The 24,096-nt window shown below is 73.5% G+C and carries 22 protein-coding genes; 10 read left to right on the top strand and 12 right to left on the bottom strand.

The window, feature by feature from the left end; all coding sequences use genetic code 11:
• Positions 1–72: 72 nt before the first annotated feature.
• The 3 genes from HNP84_RS05900 to HNP84_RS05890 all read right to left on the bottom strand — a co-directional run bounded on the left by HNP84_RS05900 (position 73) and on the right by HNP84_RS05890 (position 3,646).
• Entirely contained in the window at positions 73–1,359 is a 1,287-nt protein-coding gene (locus HNP84_RS05900; RefSeq protein WP_221335885.1) for an MFS transporter, read from the bottom strand.
• Between the two features lie 220 nt (positions 1,360–1,579).
• Positions 1,580–2,641 carry an Ldh family oxidoreductase gene (locus HNP84_RS05895; protein ID WP_185048316.1) on the bottom strand — a complete coding sequence of 354 codons (1,062 nt, stop codon included), beginning with the start codon at positions 2,639–2,641 and terminating at the stop codon, positions 1,580–1,582.
• Between the two features lie 687 nt (positions 2,642–3,328).
• Positions 3,329–3,646 carry an alpha-amylase inhibitor gene (locus HNP84_RS05890; RefSeq protein WP_185048315.1) on the bottom strand — a complete coding sequence of 106 codons (318 nt, stop codon included), beginning with the start codon at positions 3,644–3,646 and terminating at the stop codon, positions 3,329–3,331.
• Positions 3,647–3,774: 128 nt separating this feature from the next.
• Here HNP84_RS05890 and HNP84_RS05885 point away from each other — a divergent pair, with 128 nt between their 5' ends.
• Entirely contained in the window at positions 3,775–4,587 is an 813-nt protein-coding gene (locus HNP84_RS05885; RefSeq protein ID WP_185048314.1) for an alpha/beta fold hydrolase, read from the top strand.
• Here HNP84_RS05885 and HNP84_RS05880 read toward each other — a convergent pair.
• A complete protein-coding gene (locus tag HNP84_RS05880) occupies positions 4,562–5,032 on the bottom strand; it encodes a DoxX family protein (protein ID WP_185048313.1) in 471 nt (156 codons plus the stop codon). The genes HNP84_RS05885 and HNP84_RS05880 overlap by 26 nt on opposite strands.
• 354 nt (positions 5,033–5,386) lie before the next feature.
• Between HNP84_RS05880 and HNP84_RS05875 the strand changes: the two genes are divergently transcribed.
• Positions 5,387–5,953 (top strand): helix-turn-helix domain-containing protein, encoded by a 567-nt coding sequence (locus tag HNP84_RS05875; protein ID WP_185048312.1) that lies wholly within the window; start codon positions 5,387–5,389, stop codon positions 5,951–5,953.
• Positions 5,950–6,483 carry a GNAT family N-acetyltransferase gene (locus HNP84_RS05870; protein ID WP_312923920.1) on the top strand — a complete coding sequence of 178 codons (534 nt, stop codon included), beginning with the start codon at positions 5,950–5,952 and terminating at the stop codon, positions 6,481–6,483. The genes HNP84_RS05875 and HNP84_RS05870 overlap by 4 nt, the downstream gene beginning before the upstream one ends.
• A 13-nt stretch (positions 6,484–6,496) precedes the next feature.
• Here the strand turns inward: HNP84_RS05870 and HNP84_RS05865 are convergent, their stop codons facing one another.
• Both HNP84_RS05865 and HNP84_RS05860 read right to left on the bottom strand, forming a co-directional pair.
• On the bottom strand, positions 6,497–7,303 hold the full coding sequence (locus tag HNP84_RS05865) for an IclR family transcriptional regulator (RefSeq protein WP_185048311.1): 807 nt from the start codon (positions 7,301–7,303) through the stop codon (positions 6,497–6,499).
• Between the two features lie 35 nt (positions 7,304–7,338).
• Entirely contained in the window at positions 7,339–8,145 is an 807-nt protein-coding gene (locus tag HNP84_RS05860) for an NAD-dependent epimerase/dehydratase family protein (RefSeq protein ID WP_185048310.1), read from the bottom strand.
• A gap of 111 nt (positions 8,146–8,256) precedes the next feature.
• Here HNP84_RS05860 and HNP84_RS05855 point away from each other — a divergent pair, with 111 nt between their 5' ends.
• The 4 genes from HNP84_RS05855 to HNP84_RS05840 all read left to right on the top strand — a co-directional run bounded on the left by HNP84_RS05855 (position 8,257) and on the right by HNP84_RS05840 (position 12,775).
• Positions 8,257–9,162, top strand: coding sequence for a 5-dehydro-4-deoxyglucarate dehydratase (locus tag HNP84_RS05855; protein WP_185048309.1), 906 nt, complete (start codon positions 8,257–8,259; stop codon positions 9,160–9,162).
• A complete protein-coding gene (locus HNP84_RS05850; RefSeq protein WP_185048308.1) occupies positions 9,159–10,379 on the top strand; it encodes an enolase C-terminal domain-like protein in 1,221 nt (406 codons plus the stop codon). Before HNP84_RS05855 ends, HNP84_RS05850 begins: the two co-directional genes overlap by 4 nt.
• Positions 10,373–11,536 carry a hypothetical protein gene (locus tag HNP84_RS05845; RefSeq protein ID WP_185048307.1) on the top strand — a complete coding sequence of 388 codons (1,164 nt, stop codon included), beginning with the start codon at positions 10,373–10,375 and terminating at the stop codon, positions 11,534–11,536. Before HNP84_RS05850 ends, HNP84_RS05845 begins: the two co-directional genes overlap by 7 nt.
• A gap of 126 nt (positions 11,537–11,662) precedes the next feature.
• Positions 11,663–12,775: an endo-1,4-beta-xylanase gene (locus tag HNP84_RS05840; RefSeq protein ID WP_185048306.1), complete on the top strand. Its 1,113-nt coding sequence runs from the start codon at positions 11,663–11,665 to the stop codon at positions 12,773–12,775.
• 75 nt (positions 12,776–12,850) lie between these two features.
• Here HNP84_RS05840 and HNP84_RS05835 read toward each other — a convergent pair whose 3' ends face one another.
• From HNP84_RS05835 to HNP84_RS05820, 4 genes are all read right to left on the bottom strand, one after another.
• Positions 12,851–14,941, bottom strand: a complete 2,091-nt coding sequence (locus HNP84_RS05835; RefSeq protein ID WP_185048305.1) for a DUF6259 domain-containing protein — start codon at positions 14,939–14,941, stop codon at positions 12,851–12,853.
• Positions 14,942–15,086: 145 nt separating this feature from the next.
• Positions 15,087–16,358 (bottom strand): ABC transporter substrate-binding protein, encoded by a 1,272-nt coding sequence (locus HNP84_RS05830; RefSeq protein ID WP_185048304.1) that lies wholly within the window; start codon positions 16,356–16,358, stop codon positions 15,087–15,089.
• 174 nt (positions 16,359–16,532) lie between these two features.
• Positions 16,533–16,673, bottom strand: coding sequence for a hypothetical protein (locus HNP84_RS05825; RefSeq protein ID WP_185048303.1), 141 nt, complete (start codon positions 16,671–16,673; stop codon positions 16,533–16,535).
• Between the two features lie 168 nt (positions 16,674–16,841).
• Positions 16,842–17,660: an ion transporter gene (locus tag HNP84_RS05820; RefSeq protein ID WP_312923916.1), complete on the bottom strand. Its 819-nt coding sequence runs from the start codon at positions 17,658–17,660 to the stop codon at positions 16,842–16,844.
• Between the two features lie 374 nt (positions 17,661–18,034).
• Between HNP84_RS05820 and HNP84_RS05815 the strand changes: the two genes are divergently transcribed.
• From HNP84_RS05815 to HNP84_RS05805, 3 genes are read left to right on the top strand one after another with little or no spacing between them, the layout of a single operon-like run.
• A complete protein-coding gene (locus tag HNP84_RS05815; RefSeq protein WP_185048301.1) occupies positions 18,035–18,532 on the top strand; it encodes a hypothetical protein in 498 nt (165 codons plus the stop codon).
• A gap of 28 nt (positions 18,533–18,560) precedes the next feature.
• Positions 18,561–19,079 (top strand): hypothetical protein, encoded by a 519-nt coding sequence (locus tag HNP84_RS05810; protein WP_185048300.1) that lies wholly within the window; start codon positions 18,561–18,563, stop codon positions 19,077–19,079.
• 54 nt (positions 19,080–19,133) lie between these two features.
• Positions 19,134–20,030: a prenyltransferase/squalene oxidase repeat-containing protein gene (locus HNP84_RS05805; RefSeq protein WP_185048299.1), complete on the top strand. Its 897-nt coding sequence runs from the start codon at positions 19,134–19,136 to the stop codon at positions 20,028–20,030.
• A gap of 9 nt (positions 20,031–20,039) precedes the next feature.
• Here the strand turns inward: HNP84_RS05805 and HNP84_RS05800 are convergent, their stop codons facing one another.
• Positions 20,040–20,801 carry a DUF4184 family protein gene (locus HNP84_RS05800; RefSeq protein ID WP_312923915.1) on the bottom strand — a complete coding sequence of 254 codons (762 nt, stop codon included), beginning with the start codon at positions 20,799–20,801 and terminating at the stop codon, positions 20,040–20,042.
• A 29-nt stretch (positions 20,802–20,830) separates the two neighbouring features.
• A complete protein-coding gene (locus HNP84_RS05795; protein ID WP_221335883.1) occupies positions 20,831–23,152 on the bottom strand; it encodes a terpene synthase family protein in 2,322 nt (773 codons plus the stop codon).
• Positions 23,153–24,096 lie beyond the last annotated feature (944 nt).

Below are 24,096 nucleotides of genomic sequence, written 5' to 3'. Positions count from 1 at the left end.
GGAGGACTCAGTGTGCGAAGCGGCCCGAAATGTGTCAACGATATTGAGAAAACTTTCGAAGGCATCACCTGCTCACCCTGCGGTTCCGCTGCCAGCGGCGCCGAAAGTTTCAGGACGGCCGGGGTCGATGGCGGTGATGTCCATGTCCTTGGTCTCGGCCGAGAAGACGAACGCCACCAGCGTCACCAGCGCGGTCGCCACCAGGTACGCGGCCACCAGCCACGGCGCCCCGTCCAGCAGGCCGGTGAGGTAGGCCGCGACGAACGGCGAGAACCCGACCAGCGCGGTGCTCAGCTCCCGGGAGGTGGCGAAGCCGCTGTAGCGTACGCGGGCGCCGAACAGCTCGGCGTAGAAGGCGGGCTGGACCGCCACCATGGGGGCGAAGCCGAACGCGGTCATCACCACCATCGCGAGGTGGATCAGCGCCGGGGTTCCGGTCTGCACCAGCAGGAAGTACGGGAACCAGAACAGCGCGGCGAAGACGACGGAGAAGATGTTCAGCGGGCGCCGCCCGACCCGGTCCGACAGGGCGCCGTAGACGGGCTGCAGCGCGATGACCACCACGCCGAAGATCAGCACCCCGGCCAGGACGGTGGACCCCGGCAGCCCCAGCTCGGCGGTGGCGTACGAGACGGTGAAGGTGGCCAGGGTGTAGATCAGCGCGGTGTCGCCGATGTGCGCGCCGATGCCGATGAGCAGGCCGCGCGGATGCCTGCGCACCGCCTCCAGGACCGGCATCCGCACGACCCGCCGGGTGCTCTCCATCCGCCGGAACACCGGAGACTCGGCGACCCGCAGCCGCACGTACAGCGCCACGGCGATCATGGCGAACCCGGCCAGGAACGGCAGCCGCCAGCCCCACGACTCCCGCGGCCCCTCCGGCATCAGGCCGACCAGCAGGAACGCGCCGGTGCCCAGCACCAGGCCGATCTGCACCCCGGTCTGGGCGAAGGAGCAGTAGAAGCCGCGCCGCCCCGGGGGCGCGTGCTCGGCCAGCAGCGTGGACGCGCCGCCGAACTCCGCCCCGGCGCCCAGCCCCTGGCAGATCCGCAGCAGCGTCAGCAACGCGGGCGCCCACAGCCCGATCGCGTCGTAGGTGGGCAGCAGGCCGATCAGACCGGTCGCGATCCCCATGATCAGCGTGGTCGCGATCAGCGTGGCACGGCGGCCGATGCGGTCGCCGAGGTGCCCGAACACGATCCCGCCGAGCGGCCGGAACAGGAACCCGACCCCGAACGTGGCGAACGCGGCCAAGGTCCCCGCCGCCGGGTCGTCACCGGGGAAGAACAGGTCACCGAACACCAGCGCGGCGGCGGTGCCGTAGATGAAGAAGTCGTACCACTCCAGCGCCGTCCCCACCAGCGCACCCCCGACGACCCGCCGTAACTCCCGCCCCTCGGCAGGCCGCCCGGCGGGCCCGCGCGGCGGAACACTCCCGGTCCCCGCCTCAGATCGCCGCGGCGGCGGCACCTCCGGGGACTCTGACGGCACCCTCGGGGGCTCTGCCGGGGGATGGGTCGGCTCTGGCATGCTCCCTCTCCTCGCGCGCGCGCGGCGGCGCGGTGGCCGCCGGTGCCCGTTACGGCGGGACGGGCTCGCCCGCGCCGGTGCGCGCGGCCAGCTCGCGCAGCTCGCGCCACTCGGCCTCGGTCAGGGGGACGCCGTCTCGCAGGCGCTCGCGGCGGGTGCGCGCCTCGATCTCACCCGGGACCAGGACCCGGTCGAAGCCGGCGGCGGGCGGGGTGTCGCGCAGCGCCCGGCACAGCTCCTCGGCCTGCTCCCGGAACCGCGAGAGCGGCAGGAACGCGGCGATGTCCACGGCGAGCACGACCGTGCCGAACCCGCCGCCGTAGCCGGGCAGGCAGGAGACGCCGGCCCCGGCGAGCAGGCCGCCGGCCAGTTCGATCAGCACGCTCAGCCCATAGCCCTTGTGCCCGCCGAACGGCAGCAGCGCCCCGCCCCGGTACAGGTCGGCGGGGTCGGTCGTGGGCCGCCCGTCGCGGTCCACGACCGCGCCCTCCGGCACGGGCTCGCCGCGGGCGAGCGCGACCGCGACCTTGCCCTCGGCCAGGGCGGCGGTGGACCAGTCCATCAGCACCGGGGCCTCGCCCTCGGCGCGAGGGGCGGCCCAGGCCAGCGGGTTGGTACCGAGCCGCCGCTCCCGTCCGCCGTAGGGGGCCACCATGGGATCGGCGTTGCCGAGCACGATGCCGATCATCCCCGCCTCGGCGAGCGCGGCGGCGTACTCACCCAGCCTGCCGATGTGGTTGCACTCGCGGATCGCGACGGTGGCCGTGCCATGGTGGGCCGCCAGCCGGGAGGCCACCTCGACCGCGAGCCGCGCGGCAGGCTGCCCGAAGCCGCGGTTCCCGCTCACGACCGCACTCGCCCCGGCCGTCCGCACCTCCTCGGGCCGCGCCGCCGGCACGATCACCCCCGCCGCCACCGCGTCCAGGTACGGCCCCAGCCTGCGCACGCCGTGCGAGTCGTGCCCCACGAGGTTGGCCTCCACCAAGGACCCGGCCACGATCCGCCCCGCCTCCACCGAGGCCCCGGCCGCCCCCAGGATCGACCGCACGATCCGCCCCAGCCGATCCGCGGGCACCCACCGCACCCCGCCCGACCGTCCGTCCCGGCTCATCCCACCACCCTCCGGGATGTTCCACGTAGCGAAACGGCTTTCTGTTTCACCACCGTACGTCGCCCCACGCCCGCCGTGAAGCCCACCCAACACGAATCGCCATCCCCGGCCTCCACGCCACGGCACCACCCGTTCCGGTGGCTGCGGGCACGCACGGAGGTGCCGGACACAGGTCGGTCGGCATGGCGCCGGGGCAGCGCGCACTGAAGGGTACAAGTGGGGCACGGACGCGCGTCGGCGGACGGGGGCGAGGGCCGGGCGCTGTTCGGATGTGGCCAGTGGGCCGCACGCTGGCGCGACGGGGCCCGTCGCGAACCGCCGCGGAGTGCGAGCCGACCGACCCGCCGCAGCCCGGCACCACGAAAGGTTCCCGTTCGGGAGGAAGCAGCGGGAGGGCGTCAGGTGCCCGCAGGTTCCGACATCCACCCCCATCCCGCCCTGCCAAAGATCCACTCCCACCTGCATACTCCCCGCCACGGGACCCCGTCCCGGTGGTCCGGGGCGCGCGCGGTGGGTCCGATTACGTGCCGTGCCGCCGCCCGCTTCACGCCGGGTCACGCGCGCACGGGCGCATGCGGGCATCTGCCGGGGAGCGGCCGCGCGGGCGCTGGAGGGGACGCGCGGGCCGATGGCGGCCGGTGCGGTGCGTTGGGTAGGGCGTTGGGCTCGCTCGGGTGGCGGTGGGGGTCAGCAGCGGTTGGCGCCGTCGAAGCCGCGGATGCCTCGGGGGACCTTGCTGCTGATGGTGTGGCCGGGGCGGACGGTGTGGCAGGAGCCGTCGGTGCCGTGGGACCAGACGATCTTCAGGTTGAGGGTGTAACCGCAGTCGTTCCTGGCGTAGCCCGTCTTGGTGACGGTGCCGACCTTCTCCCAGACGGTCACGCAGGAGGGGGCGTTGCCCGCGGGGAGTGCCGCCGCCGGGGCCTGGGCCGCGAGGGCGGGCAGGCCCAGGGAGAGCAGGAACGCCGCGGCGGGGACCGCGGCGGACGGCCGGAGAGTGCGCACGGGAGTCCTTTCGACAAAGGGTGAACGCGACCCTCCAATCTGTAATCAGTCAGATACGCAGCGTCAAGGGCGGGTAAGGGCTTCCTTCCCCGGGGAAGATCCGGCGTGGGGTTGTCTCGGGAGGGTTCATGCCGTTCGCCCGGTTCCGTGAGGTCACGCTGCACTACGCCCACCAGGGCGGTGAGGGGCGGGTGCTGCTGCTCGTGCACGGGTGGGGCGGGGACGGGCGGGCGTGGGGGCCGGTGGTCGCGGCTTTGCCGCCGGGGATGCGGGTGATCGCCGCCGACCTGCGCGGGCACGGCCGCTCCTCGGCGCCGCCTTCGGGCTATCGCCCCGCCGACCTGGCCGGCGACCTGGTCGCGCTGCTCGACCTGCTCGGCGTGGCGGAGGCGGTGCCGGTCGGGCACTCGATGGGGGCGCAGGTCGCGACGGTGCTGGCCGTGGAGCATCCGGAGCGGGTGCCCGCGCTGGTGGTGATCGATCCGGCGTACGGGGCGAGCGCGGAGGAGGAGCTGCGCTTCGCGGGCCGGATGGCGGCGCTGCGGGCCGGGGGCGCGCGGGCCGCGGCACGGCAGCTCGCCCTGCCGCCCGGCCCGATCCGCGATCAGGTGCTGGCCACCCCGGACCACGTGCTGGCCCAGTGCTACGAGGGGCTGTACCTCGCGCCGGGCGCGTTCGGGGCGCGCCCGGCCACGGCGGCGTACCTGGCCCGGCGCCGTGTTCCGGCGCTGTGCCTGCGCTCGCGCCCGGAGCCGGCGGCCTGGGAGGAGTCCCTGCCCGCGCCGCCGGGCTCGCGGGTCGTCACCTGGCCGGGCACCGGCCACTGGCCGCACCTGGAGCGGCCCGCCGCGTTCGCCCGGCTGCTGGTGGAGTGGCTGGACGGGCTCGACCGGCGGGCCGGGGAGTGCGCGCGGGTCAGTCCACCCTCGCCGAGCGCCTGAGGGGCGCGGGCGCGGGCGCGGGGGCGCCGGCCTGGTCGTGGGCCTCGGCGGGCCTGCGCAGCAGGGCGTCCAGCGCCCAGGTGCCGGGGCCGAGCACCGCGATGAGGAAGAAGGACCAGCAGAACAGGGCGGCCAGTTCGCCGCCGTTGCGGAGCGGGAGCAGGTCCTGCGGCTGGTGGACGACGAAGTACGCGTACGCCATCGAGCCCGAGGCGAGCAGGGCGGCGACCCGGGTGAACAGGCCGGTCATCACCAGCGCGCCGCAGACGAGCTGGATCAGCGCGGCCCACCAGTTGGGCCAGGCCAGCAGTTCCGCGGCCCGCCCGGTGCCCCGATGCCCGCCGAAGACGCCGAACATGGTCGCGAGGCCGTGAAAGGTGAACAGCAGCCCCACGACGATGCGGAAAAGCGACAGCGTGATCCCGCCATAGCGGTTGAACATCATGAAATGCCCTCCATGACGACAAATAGGAATGGTTCCCCGCGGTTCTTCCCTGTGTGGCGCAGTGCGACTCACGGGCCTGCGACCAGCGCCGTAACGGCGACGGAACGGCAGTGGGACGACGACGGAACGGCGGCGAACGGCGGCGGAACGTCGGAACGTCGGCGGTGACGTGCCGGTACCCAGCGTCGCCATCTCCCCGCTTTGCCGTCAATGTCGGCAAGTAAGCCGAAACGGAGACCACATGTTGGCGAAGCTTTTCCCGGTGTAATTTTCATTGTTTACCGGGTTTCGCTGCCACCTCGGGCGGGCGGCTCCGGCGCGCACTCGTCTCGGATCTGAGATATCTTCTCTCACGTGAGAAGCGAGGAGCTGGTGGAGGTCCGGCTGGCCGAGCGGCTGGCCGAGCTGCGGGCGGAGCGGGGGTGGTCGCTGGAGGAGCTGGCCGAGCGCACCGGCGTCAGCCGCTCGACGCTGTCCCGGCTGGAGCGGGGCGAGATCAGCCCGACCGCGGCGCTGCTGAACCGGCTGTGCGCGGCGTACGGGCGCACGATGTCCCGGCTGCTGGCCGAGGTCGAGTCGGGGCCGCCGCAGGTGGTGCGCGCGGCCGAGCAGGCGGTGTGGCGGGATGAGGAGTCCGGCTTCGTACGCCGGTCGGTGTCGCCGCCGCACGCCGGGCTGCGCGGCGAGGTGGTGGAGGGCGTGCTGCGGCCGGGCGCGGACATCTCCTACGACCGGCCGCCCGTCCCGGGGCTGGAGCAGCACATCTGGGTGCTGGAGGGCGGGCTGGAGGTCACCGCCGACGGCCGTGCGCACGCCCTGCGCGAGGGCGACTGCCTGCGGTTCCGGCTGTGGGGCACGTCGCGCTTCCGCTGCCTGGGCTCCGAGCCGGTCCGCTACGCCCTGCTGGTGGTCCTGCCGTGACGCACGCGATCGGCCTGATGAGCGCGCCCGAGTTCGGCGCTGCCGTGCCCGGCCTGGCCGAGGTCCTGGCCGACGTGGTCGCCGGGGGCGACTCGCTCGGCTTCCTGTCCCCCTTCGGCCCCGAGGAAGCCGCCGCCTGGTGGCGAGGGCTGACCCCGGCCGTGGAGTCCGGCGCCCTGCTGGTCTGGGCGGCACGCGACGGGGAGCGGGTGACCGGCACGATCAGCCTCGCGCGCTCCTGGAAGGCCAACGCCCGGCATCGGGCCGAGGTCGTCAAGCTGATGGTCCGCCGCGACGCCCGGCGCCGGGGCCTGGCCCGCGCGCTCCTGGCCGCCGCCGAGCGGGAGGCCGTCCGGTCGGGGGCGTCCCTCCTCGTCCTGGACACCGAGACCGGCAGCGACGCCGAGCGCCTGTACCTCGCCACCGGCTGGACCAGGTACGGCGTCGTGCCCGGTTACGCCACCGACACGGCCGGAGTCCCGCGCGACTGCAGCTTCTTCTACAAGCGCGTCCCCGGCCCGGCCTCATGAGGGCGGGCGGGGGTCAGCGGATGCCCTCGGCGCGCAGCCGGGCGGCGAGCTTGGCCGCGTGCTCGTGGATGACCCCGGCGACGCGCTCCAGCTCCTCGTCCGTGGCGGCGTCGATGGGCAGCGAGCAGCTTATGGCGTCGGTGGCCGGGATGCGGTACGACACCGCCACCGCGACGCAGCCGAGCCCGGGGGTGTTCTGCTCCCGTTCCAGCGAGTGCCCGCGCTCGCGGGTCAGCTCCAGGTCGGCCAGCAGCTCGCCGAGGTCGGTGATGGTGTGCTCGGTGAGCGCGGGCAGGGGCGGCTCGGGCAGCAGCTCGGCCAGCTCGCCGGCGCTGCGCTCGGCCAGCAGGATCTTGCCCAGCGCGGTCGCGTGCGCGGGCAGCTCGCGGCCCACCCGGGAGGTGGCCCGGCGCGGCTCGATGGTCTCGCGGGTGGCGAGGTACATCACGTTCGCGCCGTCGAGCCGGGCGTAGTGGGTGGTGTAGCCGGTGGCGTCGCCGATCAGCTCCAGGGTGCGGATCGCGTAGGGCAGGGCCGGGTCGCGGTCGAGGTAGGCCGTGCCGCACAGCAGCGCGCGCGAGCCGACGCCGACCGCCGAGCCGTCGGGGGTCTGCTCGACCCAGCCCATGGCGATGAGCGTGTGCAGGAGCTGGTGCAGGCTGGAGCGCGGGTAGCCGGTTCGCTCGCGCAGCTCGGCGACCGTGATGGGGCCGCGGGCGGCGCCGAGCATCTCCATGAGCTGGATCGTGCGCTGGGCGGACTTGACCAGCCGCGGTTCCTCGTCGGGCCCGTCGGGATCGCGGGGCGGAGTAGACGCCATGCGGCCTAGCGTACGGAACCCCGGGCCCGGCGAGATCACCATCGGCCGCCCACCTCCCGGCCGGGGCCGCCCCAGTCGTGGCCGAGCCGCACCCCGGGGGGTGTGGGCTGGGGCGGGCAGGCGCCGGGGATGTCCGGGGCGAACCGCTCGGCGTCGTCGCGGGGCCGGTAGCCGATCGCCTCGCCTGCGGCCAGCGAGACCCAGCGCCGCCGGTTGCGCGAGATCCCCCAGACGATGTGGTGGCCGGGCTCGTCCAGGGCCAGGCACGCCTCGGCGAGCCGGGCGGCGTCGGCCGGGGAGAGCCAGGTGGACAGGCTGCGCACGCTGTCGGCGACCGGGGTCACGGTGCCGATCCTGGCCGAGACCACGGACATGCCGTACGCGTCGGCGTACAGGCTGCCCAGGGCCTCGGCGGTGGCCTTGCTCACGCCGTAGAAGGTGTCGGGCCGGGGCGGGATCACCGCGTCGCCGCCGGCCTCGGCGACGGGGAGCATGCCCACGACGTGCGCGGAGGACGCGAGCAGGACGCGCCGCACGCCGGCGCGGCGGGCCGCCTCCAGCACGGTGTACGCGCCGTTGATATCGGTCTGCACGATCTCCGCCCACGGGCGCTCGGCGCTGTGACCGCCGAGGTGGACCACGAGGGACGCGCCGGCGCACGCCTCGCGCACGGCGTCCAGGTCGGTGATGGACGCGGTGACGCTCGTCTCGCCCGGCAGCGGCTCGCCGGGAGGCGGCACCAGGTCGAGCAGGCGCACCTCGCGGCCGGGCCGGGCCAGGAACGGCCTGATCAGCGTGGCCACGCGGCCCGAGCCGCCGGTCACCAGCACTACCTCGCCCACTCGTCCCCCCGTTGCGGCGGCCTTGACATCGTCGTCGGATCGTCCATACCGTACCGCACTGCGTCCACATATCTAAATGGGTTCGCATATGTGAATCCGCGAGAGGAAGCGATGCGGTTCCAGGGGATCCTGTTCTTTCCGGTGACGCCCTTCGGCGCCGGCGGCGGCGTCGATGAGGACGTGCTCGCGCGGCACGTCGCGGCGGGCGTCGAGGCCGGGGCGGGCGGCGTGTTCGCGGCGTGCGGCACGGGCGAGTTCCACGCCCTGTCGCCGGCGGAGGTCGAGACCTGCGCCCGCGTCGCCGCCGCGGTGAGCGCCGGGCGGGCGCCGGTGTTCGCCGCGGCGGGCGGGCCGCTCCCCGTCGCGCTGGACCAGGTGCGCCGCATCGAGCGGGCCGGGGCCGACGGCGTGCTGCTCATGCCGCCGTACCTGGTCGGCGGCCCCCCGGACGGCCTGCTGGAGTACGTCCGCGCGGTCGCGGCGGCCACCTCCCTGCGGGTGGTGTTCTACCGGCGCGGCCAGGCCGTGCCGGGCCCCCGCGTCGCGGCGGAGCTGGCCGCGCTGCCCAACGTCGTCGGGATCAAGGACGGCGTGGGCGACATGGAGGCGATGCAGCGCACGGTGCTGGCCGTGCGCCGGGCCGCCGGCGACGGATTCGCCTTCTTCAACGGGCTGCCCACGGCCGAGATGACCGTGCGCGCGTACCGGGCGATCGGGGTGCCGCTGTACTCTTCGGCGGTGTTCGCCTTCGCCCCCGAGATCGCGCTGCGCTTCCACCAGGCCGTCGAGAAGGGCGACGACGCGACCGCGCAGGCCCTGCTCGACGGCTTCTACGCGCCGCTGTCGGAGCTTCGCGAGCAGGTGGAGGGCTACCCCGTCGCGCTGGTCAAGGCGGGCGTACGGCTGCGCGGCCTGGACGTCGGCGGCGTGCGCCCGCCGCTGCTCGACCCCACGCCCGAGCACCTGCGCCGCCTTGAGGAGCTGATCGGGCGCGGGCTGGAGCTGGCCGCCGCATGAGGATCACCGACCTGGAGGTCGTCCCGATCGCGTTCCGCGACCCGCCGCTGCTCAACAGCAGCGGGGTGCACGAGCCGCTGGCATTGCGCTGCGTGCTGCGGCTGCACACCGAGGACGGCGTGGTGGGGCTGAGCGAGGGCCCCGGCGACCGGGCGAGCCTGGACCGCCTGGCCGCGGTGCGCGAGAGCGTGCGCGGGATGAGCGTGTTCGCCACCACGCTGATCGCCCGCGCGGTGGACGCCGCGCTGCCGGGTGCGCGCGAGGTCGATCGCGCCGCCGCGTTCTCGCTGATCGAGGTGGCCTGCCTGGACGTCCAGGGCAAGGTCCTCGGGCTGCCGGTGAGCGAGCTGCTGGGCGGCAGGGTGCGCGACGCCGTGCCCTACGCCGCGTACCTGTTCTACAAGTGGGCCGGGCACCCGGGCGAGGCGGACGACGAGTGGGGCGAGGCCCTCGACCCCGACGGAATCGTGCGGCAGGCGCGGCGCATGATCGACGCGTACGGGTTCGGCTCGATCAAGCTCAAGGGCGGGGTGTTCCCGCCCGAGCAGGAGATCGCCGCGATCCGGGCGCTGCGCGCGGCCTTCCCGGAGCATCCGCTGCGCATCGACCCGAACTGCGCCTGGACCCCCGAGACCGGGCGGCGCGTCGCCGAGGAGCTGGACGGCGTGCTGGAGTACCTGGAGGACCCCTCCCCCGGCGTGGACGGCATGGCGGCGGTCGCGCGGGCGGCCGGGATGCCGCTGGCCAGCAACATGTGCGTGCACTCCTTCGGCACGCTCGCGCCCGCGGTCGCGCGCGGCGCGGTGCACGTGGTGCTCTCCGACCACCACTACTGGGGCGGGCTGCGCCGCACGCAGCACCTGGCCACGCTGTGCGAGGCGTTCGGGCTGGGGCTGTCGATGCACTCCAACTCGCATCTCGGCATCAGCCTGGCCGCCATGACGCACCTGGCCGCCTCGATCCCCCACCTCGGCTACGCCTGCGACACGCACTACCCCTGGAACGCGGCCGACGACGTCGTGGTGCCGGGCGCGCTGCGCTTCGAGGACGGGGCGGTGCCGGTGCCCACGGGCCCGGGGCTGGGCGTGGAGCTGGACGAGGCCGCGCTGGCCCGGCTGCACCGGGCGTACACCGAGTCGGGACGCCAGGTGCGCGACGACACCGGCTACATGCGCAGGTTCCGGCCGGACTTCGACCCGGCGCTGCCACGATGGTGACCCCGGCGACCTGGTACCTCTACCCCTGGGACGTGCTGGGCGACCCCGAGGCGGCCGGGCGGCTGGCGGCGCTGGGGGTGCGGTCGGTCGCGCTGGCGGCGGCGTACCACTCGGTGCGGGCCGCGACCCCGCGGCATCCGCGGCGGCGGGTAGTGGACGCGCGGCACGCGGCCCTGTACGTCCCGGTGCGCGAGGCCGCCTGGCGGCACGCCCGGCTCGCGCCGGAGTCCGGGGCGGCCTGGACCGGGAGCGAGGACGCCTACGGCGAGGCCCGCGACGCGCTGGCCCGGCACGGCGTCGAGGTGGACGCCTGGGTGGTGCTCACCCACTCCTCGCTGCTGGGCGGGCGGCACCCCGGGCTGGTGGCGCGCAACGCGTTCGGCGAGGCGTACCCGTACGCGCTGTGCCCGTCGGCGCCGGAGGTGCGGGAGTACGCCCGGCTGCTGGTGCGCGAGGTCGTCGCCCAGGGACGGCCGGGCGGGCTGGTCGCCGAGGCGTGCGGGCCGATGGGCTTCGGGCACCAGGGGTGCCACGAGAAGACCGCCGGCGCCGACTGGTCCCCGCTGGAGGAGCGCCTGCTGTCGCTGTGCTTCTGCGCCGCCTGCCGCGACGCCCTCGCCGCGGCCGGCTGCGACCCGGACGCCCTGGCCGCCCGCGTGCGCGCGGCCCTGGGGGCCGGGGAGGCCACCGGGGGCCCGGCTCCGGGCGGTGCGGCGGGCATGGATGAGGTGCTGGAGGAGGTGCTGAAAGACGGGGCCGCGGCGGTCCTGGCCGTGCGGGCGGCGGGCGTCGCCGCGCTGCGGGACGCGGTGGCCGAGGAGGCGGCCGGGGTGCCCCGGCTCGCCTTCCACGCCTCGCCCGATCCGTGGGCCACCGGCCCCGCGGCGCACGTCACCGGGGGCGGACGGCTGATCGTCCCGTGCTGGGAGGGCGGGGTGGAGGCGCTGCGGGCGATGCGGGCCGCGGCGGGACCGGCCGCGCGGCTCGGCGCGTACGTGACCGTGCTGCCGCCCCGGCCCGCCGACGCCGCGGCCCTGGCCGGGCACTGGCGGAGGCTGCGCGAGGCGGGCGCGAGCGAGTTGCACGTCTACCACGCCGGACTGGCCTCGGCCGCCCGGCTGGAGGCCGCGGCGGCGGCCCTGCGCGCAACGGCCTGACGCACCACGGTCTCACGCTCGAAACGTTTCAGGCCCATTGACGGCGAGCCACGTGACATCTACGTTTCATTGCACGAAAGATGTCGGGGTTGTTCCGAAAGTTTCGCCGCATCCTGGGAGCCGCATATGAGGCCCGCAACGAAACGACTCGCTCTGGGACTGGCCACGCTCGCGCTCGCGCTGGCCCCCGCCCTCCCCTCGCCCGCCTCCGCCGAGACCGCCGCACCGCAGACCACCGCGCCACAGACAGCCGCCCACCCCGGCAAGCACAAGCCGGACAACCTGCGCGAGCTCGCGCGCAAGCTCGGCATCCACATCGGCACGGCCGTGGACGTCACCGCCCTGGCCGAGGAGGACGACTACCGGCGGGTGCTCAACCGCGAGTTCACCCACATCACCGCGGAGAACGCGATGAAGTGGGAGTCGGTCGAGCCCGAGCGCGGCGTGTACAACTGGGAGGGCGCCGACGCCGTCGTGGAGAACGCGCGGCGCAACCACCAGCGCGTACGCGGGCACACCCTCGTCTGGCACAACCAGCTCCCGGCCTGGCTCACCCAGGGTGTGGAGAGCGGCGAGATCGACGCGGCCGAGCTGCGCGCGATCCTGCGCGACCACATCAAGAAGGAGGTCGGCAGGTACCGCGGCAAGATCCGCGCCTGGGACGTCGCCAACGAGGTCATCGACGACGACGGCAACATGCGCCAGAGCATCTGGCTGACCCACCTCGGCCCCGGCTACATCGCCGACGCCTTCCGCTGGGCCCGCCAGGCCGACCCGCACGCCAAGCTCTACCTGAACGACTACAACCTGGAGTGGGACACCGACAAGATCGACGCCTACCTGAACCTGGTCAAGCAGCTCCAGGCGCAGCGGGTGCCGCTCGACGGCATGGGCTTCCAGGGCCACCTCGGCATCCAGTACGACTACCCGGGCGACTTCCCCAACGTGATGCGCAAGTTCACCGATCTCGGCCTGGAGGTGGCGATCACCGAGGCCGACGCGCGCATGGTGCTGCCGGTCACGCCGGAGAAGCTGGCGCGGCAGGCGGAGTTCTTCCGCGACATGCTGAAGACGTGCGCGGCCAACCGGCGGTGCACCGAGTTCACCGTCTGGGGCTTCACCGACCGGCACTCCTGGGTGCCCGAATGGTTCGAGGGCGAGGGCGCGGCGACCCCGATGGACGAGAACCTCGCGCCCAAGCCGGCCTACACGGCGATGCTGGGCGTGCGGCGCTTCTGATCCGCACTGATCCACTCTGATCGACCCTGATCAACCCGGACCGGCCGCGGCGGCGCAACCCGCCGCGGCCTTCGGTCACAGGTCGGCGGGGTCGGCGAGCACGGCGGCGCTGCGCGGGCCGAGCGCGAGACGGCCGGCCTCCAGCGGCTCCGGCTCGCCGCCCTCGGGGCGCAGCACCACGCGCGGCCCGTCGATCGCGACGGCGTACGTACGCGGCTCGTCGTCGAAGTTGGCCACCACCACGCACCTGCTGCCGGGCCGCGACTCGTGGGCCCAGACGGCGACCTGCGGGGCGCGGGCCCCGGCCTCGTGAACCGTGACCGTCACCCCCTCGGCCACCCCCTCGTCCCCCAGGTAGGCGCCGTTCCACAGCCAGGGCGCGAGCCGGGCGCGCAAGCGGTCCACGGCGGCGGCGTACGCGAGCGTGGCGGGCATGTCGCCGGGGCGGCCCTTGAAGTTGTACGGCTCCAGGCTCATGGCGTAGCCGTACAGCAGGCACTGACCGACCATGTTTCGGTCGTCGAAGCCGATCACGGCGGTGGCCATGCGCACGTCCGAGCGCAGCTCGCGGCCGATCGGCAGGTGCCGCTCCGACCAGCTACGGAAGTAGGACAGGTCGTAGTGCTCGAACTGGCCGTCGTAGCAGCCCTCCCCCGCGATCACGAAGTCCGGGGAGACGGCCTCGGCGGCGCGGCGCAGGTCCTCCACGAACTCGCCGTCCCACAGGTACGCCGACGCGCCCGGCTCGTGGCCGTGGCCGCTCGCGAAGCACAGCAGCGCACGGCCGTGGTACAGCGACTCGTCGGCGAGCACCCCGGCGGCGCCCCACTCCGCCATCCGGGCCACCTCCTCGGCGAACCGGGCCCGCAGGTCGCGGGCGGAGAAGCAGAGGGGGACGTACCAGGGCGTGCTCATGCCGTAGCGCTTGCGCGCGGAGTGGTAGACCGGCCCCGGCTGCGCGTACGGCTGGCCGTTCTCGTCCAGGCAGGCGTACGGCTCCAGCTCCGCCCAGTGCGGGCCCGGACGCTCCACCCACTGGTACTTGACGTACAGCACCGCCTTGACGTCCAGCTCCCGGGCGCGGGCCAGCGCGCGGACCAGCCCGGCCTCGCCGCCCAGCCGCCCGGCCGGGCGGTGCACCGGCACCAGGCCGTCCTGGCCGCCCTCGTTCCAGCCGACGATCTGGATCGCGCCGATGCCCCCGGCCGCGCACTCCTCGATGATCGCGGCCAGGTCGGCGAAGTCGTAGCGCGGCTCGTTCTCGGTGGACATGAGCTGGACCTGCAGCCAGGTGCGCGGCTCGCGCAGCCAGGCGGCGGACGGCACCCGGCTGGGCCGCTGCGTGGCCCGGTACGGCGCCAGGGCCTGCGCCCGCCCGCCCCGGTACGGCGCCAGCGTGACCGGCACCGCGCGCAGCCGCCCGTCCGAGGGCGTCGGCATCTGGATCGCGTCCAGCGTGACCGCCGCGTCCGCGCCCGCGAGCCTGGTCAGGCTGTCCAGGTAGCCGGGCTCCAGCGACACCCGCCACCCGACGAACTCCAGCGTGGGCGCCGACGGCATGACCGTGATCCCGCCGGTCTCCCCGGCCAGGGCCACGAACGGCGAGGTGGGGTTGCACACCACCTCCGGGCGCAGGTTGGTGCTGGCGTAGTCGGGGAACGTCGTGCCCCAGTAGGGAGAGTTGTTCTCGAAGCCCGGCAGCAGCGCGACCGTGCCGCCCTGGGAGTACTCCGCCCGGATCAGCTCCAGCCGTTCGCCCTCCGGCGGCCTGAACCCGGCGAGCGACGGGAAGCGCACGGCCTCCACGACCGCCTCGCCGGGCTCGGCCTCCAGCGTCAGCTCCAGCCGTCCCGCGCCGTCCAGCGCGGCGGTGACCTCCACCCGCGCGTCCAGGCGCTCGCCGGCGCTGGTCACCAGCCCGTCCCAGGCGAGCGCGACCGCGCGCCCGTCCTCGCGTACGACGGCCGAGGCGAGCGTCTGCGCGGCGGTGGCGGCGACCACGGTGCGGTCGCCGTGCCGGGGGATCTCCAGGACGAACAGCGAGGGCCCGGCCCCGGGCCGCAGCCAGCCGCCCAGCTCCAGGTCACGCAGGCCGGTGATGCCGCCGCTGGCCGGGTCGAAGACGACCTCGGTACGGCCGTCGCGGATCGTCAGGTGCTCGGTCATGGGAGAAAAGCGGTCCTCTTCTCGGTAAGCGCGTCTCGGTAGGCGGCGTCTCGGTAGGCGGCGTGTCGGCAGGCTGCGGGCGCGGCGGCGGCGCCGGAGCGGACCGTCGCGGCCCGCTCCGGCGCCGGCGCGGCCGGCGCGGGGGCTAGTTGCCCGCCTCCCGTTCCTCATCGACGGTGTCCTGCAGCTTCTTCAGGACGTCCGCGACCTCCGTGCGCCCGCCGGTGAGGTTCTGCAGCTCCTTGAGCAGCACGTCCTGGATGCCCGGGACGGGCGGCAGGAGCAGGGTGGCGAAGGTGCGCCCCTCCCACGCCTGCTGCATGTCGGGGAAGAGCGGGTCGATCGTGCCCACGTCCACGCCCTGGGCGGTCGGGAAGGCCCGCACGGTGCCCAGGAACTTGGTGTACGCCTGCGGGGAGAACAGGAACCCGATGAACTTGCTGGCCAGGTCCTTCTTGCCGTTCTTGGGGTTGATGCCGAGCGAGACCAGGTAGCTGCCCCACATCGTCTTGGTCTCGGCGGTGTCGGTGGTGGGGAAGTTGAAGTAGCCGACGTCGAGCTTGGCGTCGCGCGCCTCCTGAAGGATCCACGGCGCGGGGAACATCGCCGCGTTTCCGCGGATGAACGCCGACTGCGCGGCCGTCTGGTTGGTGCCGAGCGGGTTGTCCATGAAGTACGGCACCAGCTTCCGGTAGATCTCCAGGCTCTCCTTCCAGCCGGCGTTGGACCCGATGCTGTCCTTGCCGGACATCACGTCCTCGTTGAAGTTCGGGTTCTTGTCGTAGACGTGCTGGGCGATGGCGTAGTAGATGATGAACTGCGGCCACCAGCTCTCCTGGGCCGACATCGCCAGCGGCGTGATCTTCGCCTTCTTCAGCTTCTCCGAGACGGCGATCAGCTCGTCGAGGGTCTGCGGCTCCTCGGTGACGCCCGCCTTGTCGAACAGCGCCTTGTTGTAGACGATGCCGTTGCCCGACTGGGAGATCGGCACGTAGTGCGCCTCGCCCGCGGCCGCGAACCGGGTGGCCTCGCGCTTGGCGTCCTCGGTGAGGGAGGCGAACCAGGGCTCGCCGACGAGGTTGGTGGTGTAGCCGGCCTTGATGAAGTCGGTCAGGTTCTTCTGGTCGAAGCCGTAGATGTCGGGCCCGGCGCCGCCGGCGAGGCGGCTTTTGAGCACGGTGTCGTAGTTGGTGGTGGAGAAGGTCTCCAGGTTGACCTTGATGCCGGGGTTGGCCTTCTCGAAGTCGGCGATCACGTCCTTGTACGCCTTCGCCGAGTCCTCGCCGTCGCCCCACATCACGAAGCTGAGCGTGGTCTTCGACTGCGCCGCGCCGCCGCCGCCGACGGCGCACCCGGCCAGCACGAGCGGCACCGCGGCCAGCGCCACCGCCGTCATGCGCTTGAGCAGGTTCCCCATCCCGAACTCCTCATCGCCCCGTGCGCGCCGGCCGGCCAGGCGCCGCCGGATGGGGCAATCTTCGTAGGATTACTACACGTTTACGACGGAAGAAGCCGTCTTGAAACGATTTTCTGCTGGAACGTTAGCACCGCGGTAACAACCTGGCTAGTGTCACTACCAAACCTGCTCCCATCACCTGAGCGGCGCCGCGAGGCCCGGGGCGGCGCGGCAGTGGCCGGGGGCCGCGCCGGACTCGCCCTCCTGCGCGTCCACCAGCGGGGCGCCGGGCGCGTCGGCGAGGCCGTGGCCCAGTTCGCGGGGCAGGAACACCACATCGCCGGCGCCCGGCGACCGCGTCGCTGAGCAGGTCCATGGCGGGACACTACATCGGCCGTCGGGAGGGCCATCGGGGCAGCACGACGATCGGACATCCCCCCGGACGCACGGCCATGGGATCGTCCGGCCGTCCTCCCTGGCGTGGACGGCGAGGCGGGCGCCCGGTCAGCCGCCCGAGGCGCCGCCCCGGCGGGCGACGGCGGGCACGCCGTTGCGGGTGGCGGGTGCCGCCGCCTGGAGGGAGTCGAGCTTGGCGTGCAGCCGGGCGATCTCGTCCATGATCGCGATCAGCCGGTCGTCGGTGCGCTGCTCCTCCTCGGAGGTGTTCTCGTCGTCCATCGCGTTGACCACGACGGCGATGAACAGGTTGAGCACCACGAACGACGAGACCAGGATGTAGCCGACAAAGAAGATCCACGCCCACGGCCGGGCGCTCATGACCTGCTGCACGATGTCCGGCCACGACTCCCCGGTCATGATCTGGAACAGCGTGAACAGCGAGGTCGGCAGGTCGGCGAAGTACGCGGGGGCGACCGGGCCGAACATCTCGGTGGCCATCACCGCCGAGACGTACATGACGAGCAGCAGCAAGCCGATGATCGAGGCCATGCCCGGCACGGCGGCCAGCAGCCCGCTGACCACCCGGCGCATGCTGGGCACGGTGGAGATCAGGCGCAGCGCCCGCAGCACGCGCAGCGTGCGCAGCACGGAGGCCGAACCGCCCGCGGGGACCAGCGCGACCAGCACGATCGTCAGGTCGGCCCAGTTCCAGGGGTCGCGGAAGAAGGAGCCGCGGTAGACGTACAGGCGGGCGGCCAGCTCGCCCGCGAAGATGGTCACGGCGATCCGGTCGATCGCCTGGAGCAGACCGCCGGCGTGCTCGACCAGGAACGCGGACGTCTCGCATCCGATGGTGATCGCGTTGACGACGATGACGGTGACGATCGCCCGCTCGAAGCTCCGGGTCTCCAGAATGGCACGCACGCGTTCTCGCGCTGACAACGATTCAGCTCCCTACACCGACCAGCCTCATGATCACCGTAAATACCCCAAAGCCCCACGAGTTATGACGAACCTGAGTACCCCCGTGCTCATGCGCCGCGGGCGGCTCCGGCCGACGCTTGGAGCAATCACCCCCGACCCGAGGAGCCGGAGTGACCCCGCACCACACGTCCAGGAGAAGGCGGCTCGCCGCAGGAGCCGGAGCGTCCCCGCACCACACGTCGTGGAGAAAGCGGTCAGCCGCAGGAGCCGAGGGCTCCCCGCACCGTCCGTCGTGGAGAAGGCGGCTCGCCCCAGGAGCCGGGGTGTCCCCGCACCGCGTGTCGTGGAGAAGGCGGCGCACCGCAGGAGCCGGAGTGACCCCGCACCGCGCGTCGTGGAGAAGGCGGCTGGCCGCCGTCGCGCTCGCGTTCGCCGCCGCGTTCGGCGCCTCCGCCGCCCCGGCCGCGGCGGGGCAGGTCATCGTCTTCTGGGGCCCGATCTACGACCCCTCGTGGCTGACCAACATGAGCGGCACCTACGAGGACGACTTCTGGTTCGACTACCAGGGCGGGCTGCCGGTGGTGCGGCACAAGCCGGTGCTGCGCGGCCAGATCAACGTCTGGCTCGGGCAGTGCGCCAAGGGGCGCGTCGAGGTCACGCACTGGCCCAGCCCGGCGTACTACGTGAAGAGCTGGAGCTACACCTCCGAGCACTGCCTGCCCGTCCCCCATACCGGCCCCGACACCGCGCCGTTCGAGATGGCGCTGTCGCAGCCGTTCGAGCAGATCACCCAGATCACGATCGCGGTCTGCCGGTGGACCCCCTGGGACCCGCTCACCTGCGGCCCGGCGGAGACGATCTACTCCCGCTGACCTCCCCCGCCCGTGAGACGATCGGGGCATGGTGGTGGTGCAGCGGATCGTGACGCGCTGGTCCAAGCAGAGCCGGGGCGCGGCCGAGGCGACCCGGCGCGGGGCGCTGCCCACCGCGCTGCCGGTGCCGCCCGCGCCCGAGGGCGCGGGGCCGCTCCTCCTGCATGACGTGCTGCTGGACGAGGAGGCCGGCTACGCCCCGGCCGAAACGGTCGCCGCCCACCCGCTGCCCGCCCGGGTGGCCGGGCTCGCACTCGACCTCCGCGAGGACGGCGTGCTGCGGGTGCGCAGCACGCCGGGGTTCGCGTCGTACCCGATCCGGCGCCGCGAGGAGTCGCTGTTCCGGCTCGCCCCCGGCCACCGCGGCCGCTACCTCGCCAACTTCCGCTTCACCGGCTGCCAGTGCTCGGCCCGGTGGTGGTACGAACAGTGGACGGTCAACGTCTCGCACGGCGTGTCGCCGGCCGTCTTCCCCGCCGACGGCGCCGCCTTCGACGCCCGGGCCGACGCCCGCGTCTCCCTTTACGGCGGGCCGTCCCGCTCCTGACCCATGTCCGGAACCTGCAATACACCGGGTGCCGGCCGCCCGCAGACTGGTGCCGTGAGCATCGATCTGTCCGCTGCTGCGGACTTCATGGCAGGTCACGCCCGTCTTCTCGACCGGCGCAGGTTCGAGGCGGTGCTGGGGCGCGCCTCCGGCCCCGAGGGCGTGCTGGGCGCGCTGGACGGCTACCGCAACCCCGACGGCGGCTACGGCTGGGGGCTGGAGCCCGACCTGCGGTCCCGTACCAGCCAGCCCGGCGGGGCGCTGCACGCGTTCGAGGCGCTGCGGGACGCCGGGCCGGCCGGGTCGGACCGGGCGGTGGCGCTGTGCGACTGGCTGGAGTCGGTCACGCTGCCGGACGGCGGGCTGCCGTTCGCCCTGCCGGTGCCCGATCCGGCCGCGTGCGCGCCGTTCTGGGCCCAGGCCGACAGCAAGACGTCGTCGCTGCAGATCACCGGCATGATCACGGCCGAGGCGCTGCGGATCGCCGCGTACGATCCCGCCGTCGCGGCCCACCCCTGGACGGCGCGGGCGACGGCGTACTGCCTGGCCGCGATCGAGGCGATCGAGGAGACCCCGCACGCGCTCGTGCTGTACGGCGCGATCCGGTTCCTGGACGCCGTGTACGACGCGCACCCGCAGGCTCCCGCGCTGCTGGACCGGCTTCGCGCGTTCCTGCCGCGCGACGGGCTCCTCCACGTCGCCGGCGGCCTGGAGGACGAGATGATGCGCCCGCTGGACTTCGCGCCCGAGCCCGGCCGCCCGGCGCGGGCCCTGCTCGATCCGGAGGCCGTCGCCGCCGACCTGGACCGGCTGGCCGCCGGGCAGCGCGAGGACGGCGGGTGGGCGCCGGACTTCACCAGTTACTCCCCCGCCGCGGCGCTCGAATGGCGCGGCCACACCACGGTGCGGGCGGTGTCGGTGCTGGTGGCCAACGGCGTCGTACGCCCCTGAGCGCGGCGATCACTCCAGACCCGGGCCGCGGCGCGCCGTACGGGCCGGGCGCCAGGCGCGCACGGCGTGCCAGAGGGCGACGTAGCAGGCCAGGGCCGCGCCCGCGCCGCCGGACAGGCCCAGGATCACCTCGCGCACCAGGTCGTACTGGCTGAACGTGGCGCGCTCGCCGGTGCCGAGCAGGACCGCCCCGGCCAGCGCGGCGCAGGCCACCGCGGCGAGCACCGCGCCCCGCAGCGGGCCGGGCAGGCCGGGCCACCGGCCGGGGACCACCGGGGCCCGGCGGTACCAGACGGCGAACCAGGCCGCCAGCACGGCGAGCCCGCCGGCCGAGCTGACGTACATGATCACGTTGTACAGCCGGTGCGGCCCGTACACCGACACCCTGATCCACGGCCAGTTGGCGACGGCGTACCCGCCCACCTGGGTGATCTCGTCCCACGCCAGGTGGGTGACCACCCCGAAGAGCAGCGCCACCGCCACCGCGGCCAGGCGCCGCGCCGACTCGTACGCCACCGGGGCGGGCAGCCGCGCCCGCAGCGGCTCCGGGGCGAGGGCCGCCAGCGGCGGGCGCAGCGCCAGGTGGAACAGCACGAGCAGCCCGGCCGCGAGCGGCACGTCCAGCAGCGGCGCGGCCCACCAATCGTGGGTGACGCCCGAGGAGAACGGCAACGGGACGTAGTAGGGCAGGTCAGGCGCCATCGCCCCGGCCGCGACCGCGGAGGGGGGCAGCCACCGTCGCAGCGGCAGGGCCACGACGGCATGGCTCACGGTGAAAGGCACCCCTCATTATGCGGCGATCACACCGGTCCCACCCCCGAGACCGGCGCGCCGGGCGTGGGTGTGCGGAAGGCGGCCGGCGCGCCGGGGTTCGAGGGCCGGGCGGCCCGCGGCGGGGCGAGACGGAGTGCGGAGGTGCCGAGCCCCGTGGGCAGGAACGGCGAGGACAGGGCCGGGCGGGCGGGCTCGCGTACGCGGCCCAGCGCCTCGTCACGCACCCGGCGCAGCTCGGCGTCGGTGTAGCGCACGCACCTGCGGTGCCACTCCAGGATGCCGGACATCCAGTCCTTGATCTCGTCGGCGTGGCGGAGCAGGGCGGCGCGGGCGTCGTCGTCGAGGCGCAGCTCGTCGAACATGGCCGGCAGGTCGCCCGCCAGGATGTGCTCGAACTGCCGGATGCGGGCCTCCGTCAGGTCCCTGACCACGTCGCGCGCCCGCAGGCGATCGACGCCGAGGAACTTCTCCACCACCAGCACCAGGTTGTGCAGCTCGCCCTCGAACTCGATCTCCTTCTGGTAGGAGAACAGGTCGTTGACGAAGCAGGCGTAGTCCTGGGCCGCGGTGGTCAGCTCGTGCATGGCGCGGTGGCCGTAGACCTCGGGCGGCACGGCGTCGGCGTGCGCCACCCGGGCCAGGGCCATCGTCATGTCCGAGCCGAAGGTCTTGCGCCGCATCTCGACGTAGTCGATGGGGTCGGGGATGCGGTGCTGGATCTCGTTGGCCACCTCCCACAGCCAGCTCTCGGCCATGCGCTCGACCGCCCGGCGGAACTGCAGCCGCCCGGCGGGCGACATCGGGCCGGCCGTACGCCGCCACAGGTCGGCCAGGCCGCGCTCCAACTGGTTCGCGGGCGGCGGGGTGGGGGCGGGCAGCTCCAGCGGCATGAACAGCGACATCCGCTCGGTCGCGATCCGGGCCGCCGGCAGGTCGCCGGTCTTGGCGTAGGCGATCGGGTAGAGGTCGTCGCCGTAGGTGCCCCAGGCCAGCCAGGCCGAGGACACGTCGAGCTCCTCGGGGGTGGCGTCGGCGTGCAGCATCGAGGCGCAGTGGGCCAGGTCGTGCCCGCGCATGCGCCGCTCGTCCCAGATCGCCTCCGGGGTGAGGCCGGGCACCGGCTCGAAGAAGCCCATCTCCCGGCCCCACTCGATGACACGCTCGCGGGCGGTCTCCAGGTGCGGGCTCATCCGGTACTGGTAGGGCATGTAGATCTCGGGCAGCGGCAGGTGCCCGACCGGCGCGTACGGCATGTGCCCGAACTGGCGCGCGCGCTGCTTCAGCCCGAGCCTGCCCGGCGTGAGCGCGGCGGTGCCGAGCCCCGTGGGCCCGCCGAGCACACCGGTGGCGCCCTTGTTCATGTACCTGCTGGACCTGGCGTGCCACTCGTGCCCGCCCGACTGCCAGTCCTGCAGCCCCTTGACGTACGCGGCCACGGCCGCAGCCTCCAGCGGCGAGGCGGCGCGATCGGCCAGCAGCGCGGGCACCTCCTGCAGCGCCGTGGCCTCGAACTGCTGCAGCCGGGAGGTGAGCAGGTCGTTGACCAGCTCGGCGGCCTCCTGGGTGGGGCAGTCGAAGAAGCGCTCGAACACCAGAACCGCGTTGGAGTTCTCACCCTCCTGCCGCACCTCGCGCTCATAGGAGAACAGGTCGTTGCGCAGGTGTACGGCGTCGGCGAAGGTGTCGGTGAGCACCTGCAACGGCCGCGTGCCGGCGAACCGCGCGGGCACCTCGGCCCCCACCGCGTACTCAACCAGGTTGGCCGACCACGGCGCCCCGCCGACCCGCCGCCGCATCTGCACGTACTCGATCGGGTTGGCGATCCGGCCCCGGTCGATGTTGTCCAGCTCCCACATCGACTCGACCATCAGGTTGTGCGTGCTGACGACGAACCGCCGCCGCCAGTCGTCCGACATCGAGGGAATGGTCCGCGCCCACAGATCCCGCAACCCCGCCTCGGCCGCGTTCTCCGGCTCCGGCGGCGTCTCCCCGGGCTCGGTCATGAACATTTCGAGCCGGTCGAGATACGCCTGCGCGGCCTCCATGTCCCGCGAGTACTTGAACCGCTCCAGGAACTGGTCATCGAAGAAGAACACCCACACGTACCAGTCGGTGATCAGATCCAGGGCGTCGCCGTCACAGTCCGGGTGGGTATAAGCACACATGAGCGGATAATCCATCCGCTCCAACTCCTCTTCCTCCCAAATCACCCCACCACCGGGCTTGGGAGAGTCGAGCATACCCATCCGCCTGGCCCACTCGGTGCTGTGCTCGCGCGTACGCGGCAGGTTGGGATTGAGCCGGGCGGGATATGGCATGTAGAAGTCGGGGAGCGTGAAAGGCTGCATGACCTGCCGCTTACCCCATCCAAGCGAAAGTAAAGCACGCCCCAGTGAAATTTCACCCTCGAATTCCGCACCCCACATTCTCTAATATCCCCATTTAACACCCCCAATTCCCCCACAATACAAAAAACCGCCCCATCAAGAATGAACCCGACATCCCCCCACCACTCCCCCCGAAGCACAGGCAAGCCATGCGGCCCAACGCCCGCCCGCCCCAGCCCTCGCACCGGGCGGCCGCATGACCACACCAGGTCGCGGCCGGATGCGAGGTAAGCCCGGGGAAGGCGTACCGGCCCCACCGGGAGGCGGGAGCTGTGGACGTGCCGACCATGTGTGCAGCATGGTGGACTCGCCCGAGCCGGAGGGACCGGCGAGGGCGAGCAGCTCCAGAGGTCACGAGGCGGCCCTCGCAAAGACGGGCAGCGGCCACGGGAAGACGGTTAGCGGCCGTAGAGGACGCGGCGGAAGGTGGGAAGCCGACGGCCGCTGTGCCGGACCCGACCGGCACCCCGCGCGAGGCGAGACGCGACACGGGCAACGCGATGCAGACACGGGCAACGCCCCGCGCGACAAGCGCACGCGAAACCGGCACAGAACGGGGCCGCGCCAAGGCCGACGCAACATAACGCCGACACTGACCGCACGGGTACCCCCACCACCTCCCTGAAAAGGAGGTCGGCGCCGGACGTGGTCGGTGCCGCGCCGCGCGACCTCACCACCGCGCGACCTCCCCCGGCATGCGGCGCCGCAGTGAGGCTGAGCGCCCATGGGGCGTCAGATGCCCCGCCCACTCCACGGCCACACACGCGGCCAAGCCTCACGCCCCCGGCCGATGACCCCGCACCCACTCCACCAGGCACCACGCAGCCAGGCGCCACGCGCCACGCGCCCGGCCGATGGCTCCGCCCTGCCCGGCACCCAACTCTCCCGGCAGGCGTCCTCCAAGC

This window comes from Thermocatellispora tengchongensis (assembly GCF_014202315.1).
Taxonomy (GTDB): domain Bacteria; phylum Actinomycetota; class Actinomycetes; order Streptosporangiales; family Streptosporangiaceae; genus Thermocatellispora; species Thermocatellispora tengchongensis.
The sequence above is the reverse complement of the archived record's forward strand: the minus strand, read 5'-3'. Positions and strand labels throughout refer to the sequence as shown.

Bases quoted from the DNA above. Each gene is read 5' to 3' on its own strand.
- HNP84_RS05810 (WP_185048300.1), top strand. From the start codon at position 18,561: ATGGTGGTGGTGCAGCGGATCGTGACGCGCTGGTCCAAGCAGAGCCGG.
- HNP84_RS05830 (WP_185048304.1), bottom strand. From the start codon at position 16,358: ATGGGGAACCTGCTCAAGCGCATGACGGCGGTGGCGCTGGCCGCGGTG.
- HNP84_RS05885 (WP_185048314.1), top strand. From the start codon at position 3,775: ATGCCGTTCGCCCGGTTCCGTGAGGTCACGCTGCACTACGCCCACCAG.
- HNP84_RS05795 (WP_221335883.1), bottom strand. From the start codon at position 23,152: ATGCAGCCTTTCACGCTCCCCGACTTCTACATGCCATATCCCGCCCGG.
- HNP84_RS05845 (WP_185048307.1), top strand. From the start codon at position 10,373: ATGGTGACCCCGGCGACCTGGTACCTCTACCCCTGGGACGTGCTGGGC.
- HNP84_RS05855 (WP_185048309.1), top strand. From the start codon at position 8,257: ATGCGGTTCCAGGGGATCCTGTTCTTTCCGGTGACGCCCTTCGGCGCC.
- HNP84_RS05850 (WP_185048308.1), top strand. From the start codon at position 9,159: ATGAGGATCACCGACCTGGAGGTCGTCCCGATCGCGTTCCGCGACCCG.
- HNP84_RS05895 (WP_185048316.1), bottom strand. From the start codon at position 2,641: ATGAGCCGGGACGGACGGTCGGGCGGGGTGCGGTGGGTGCCCGCGGAT.
- HNP84_RS05880 (WP_185048313.1), bottom strand. From the start codon at position 5,032: ATGATGTTCAACCGCTATGGCGGGATCACGCTGTCGCTTTTCCGCATC.
- HNP84_RS05840 (WP_185048306.1), top strand. From the start codon at position 11,663: ATGAGGCCCGCAACGAAACGACTCGCTCTGGGACTGGCCACGCTCGCG.
- HNP84_RS05865 (WP_185048311.1), bottom strand. From the start codon at position 7,303: ATGGCGTCTACTCCGCCCCGCGATCCCGACGGGCCCGACGAGGAACCG.
- HNP84_RS05835 (WP_185048305.1), bottom strand. From the start codon at position 14,941: ATGACCGAGCACCTGACGATCCGCGACGGCCGTACCGAGGTCGTCTTC.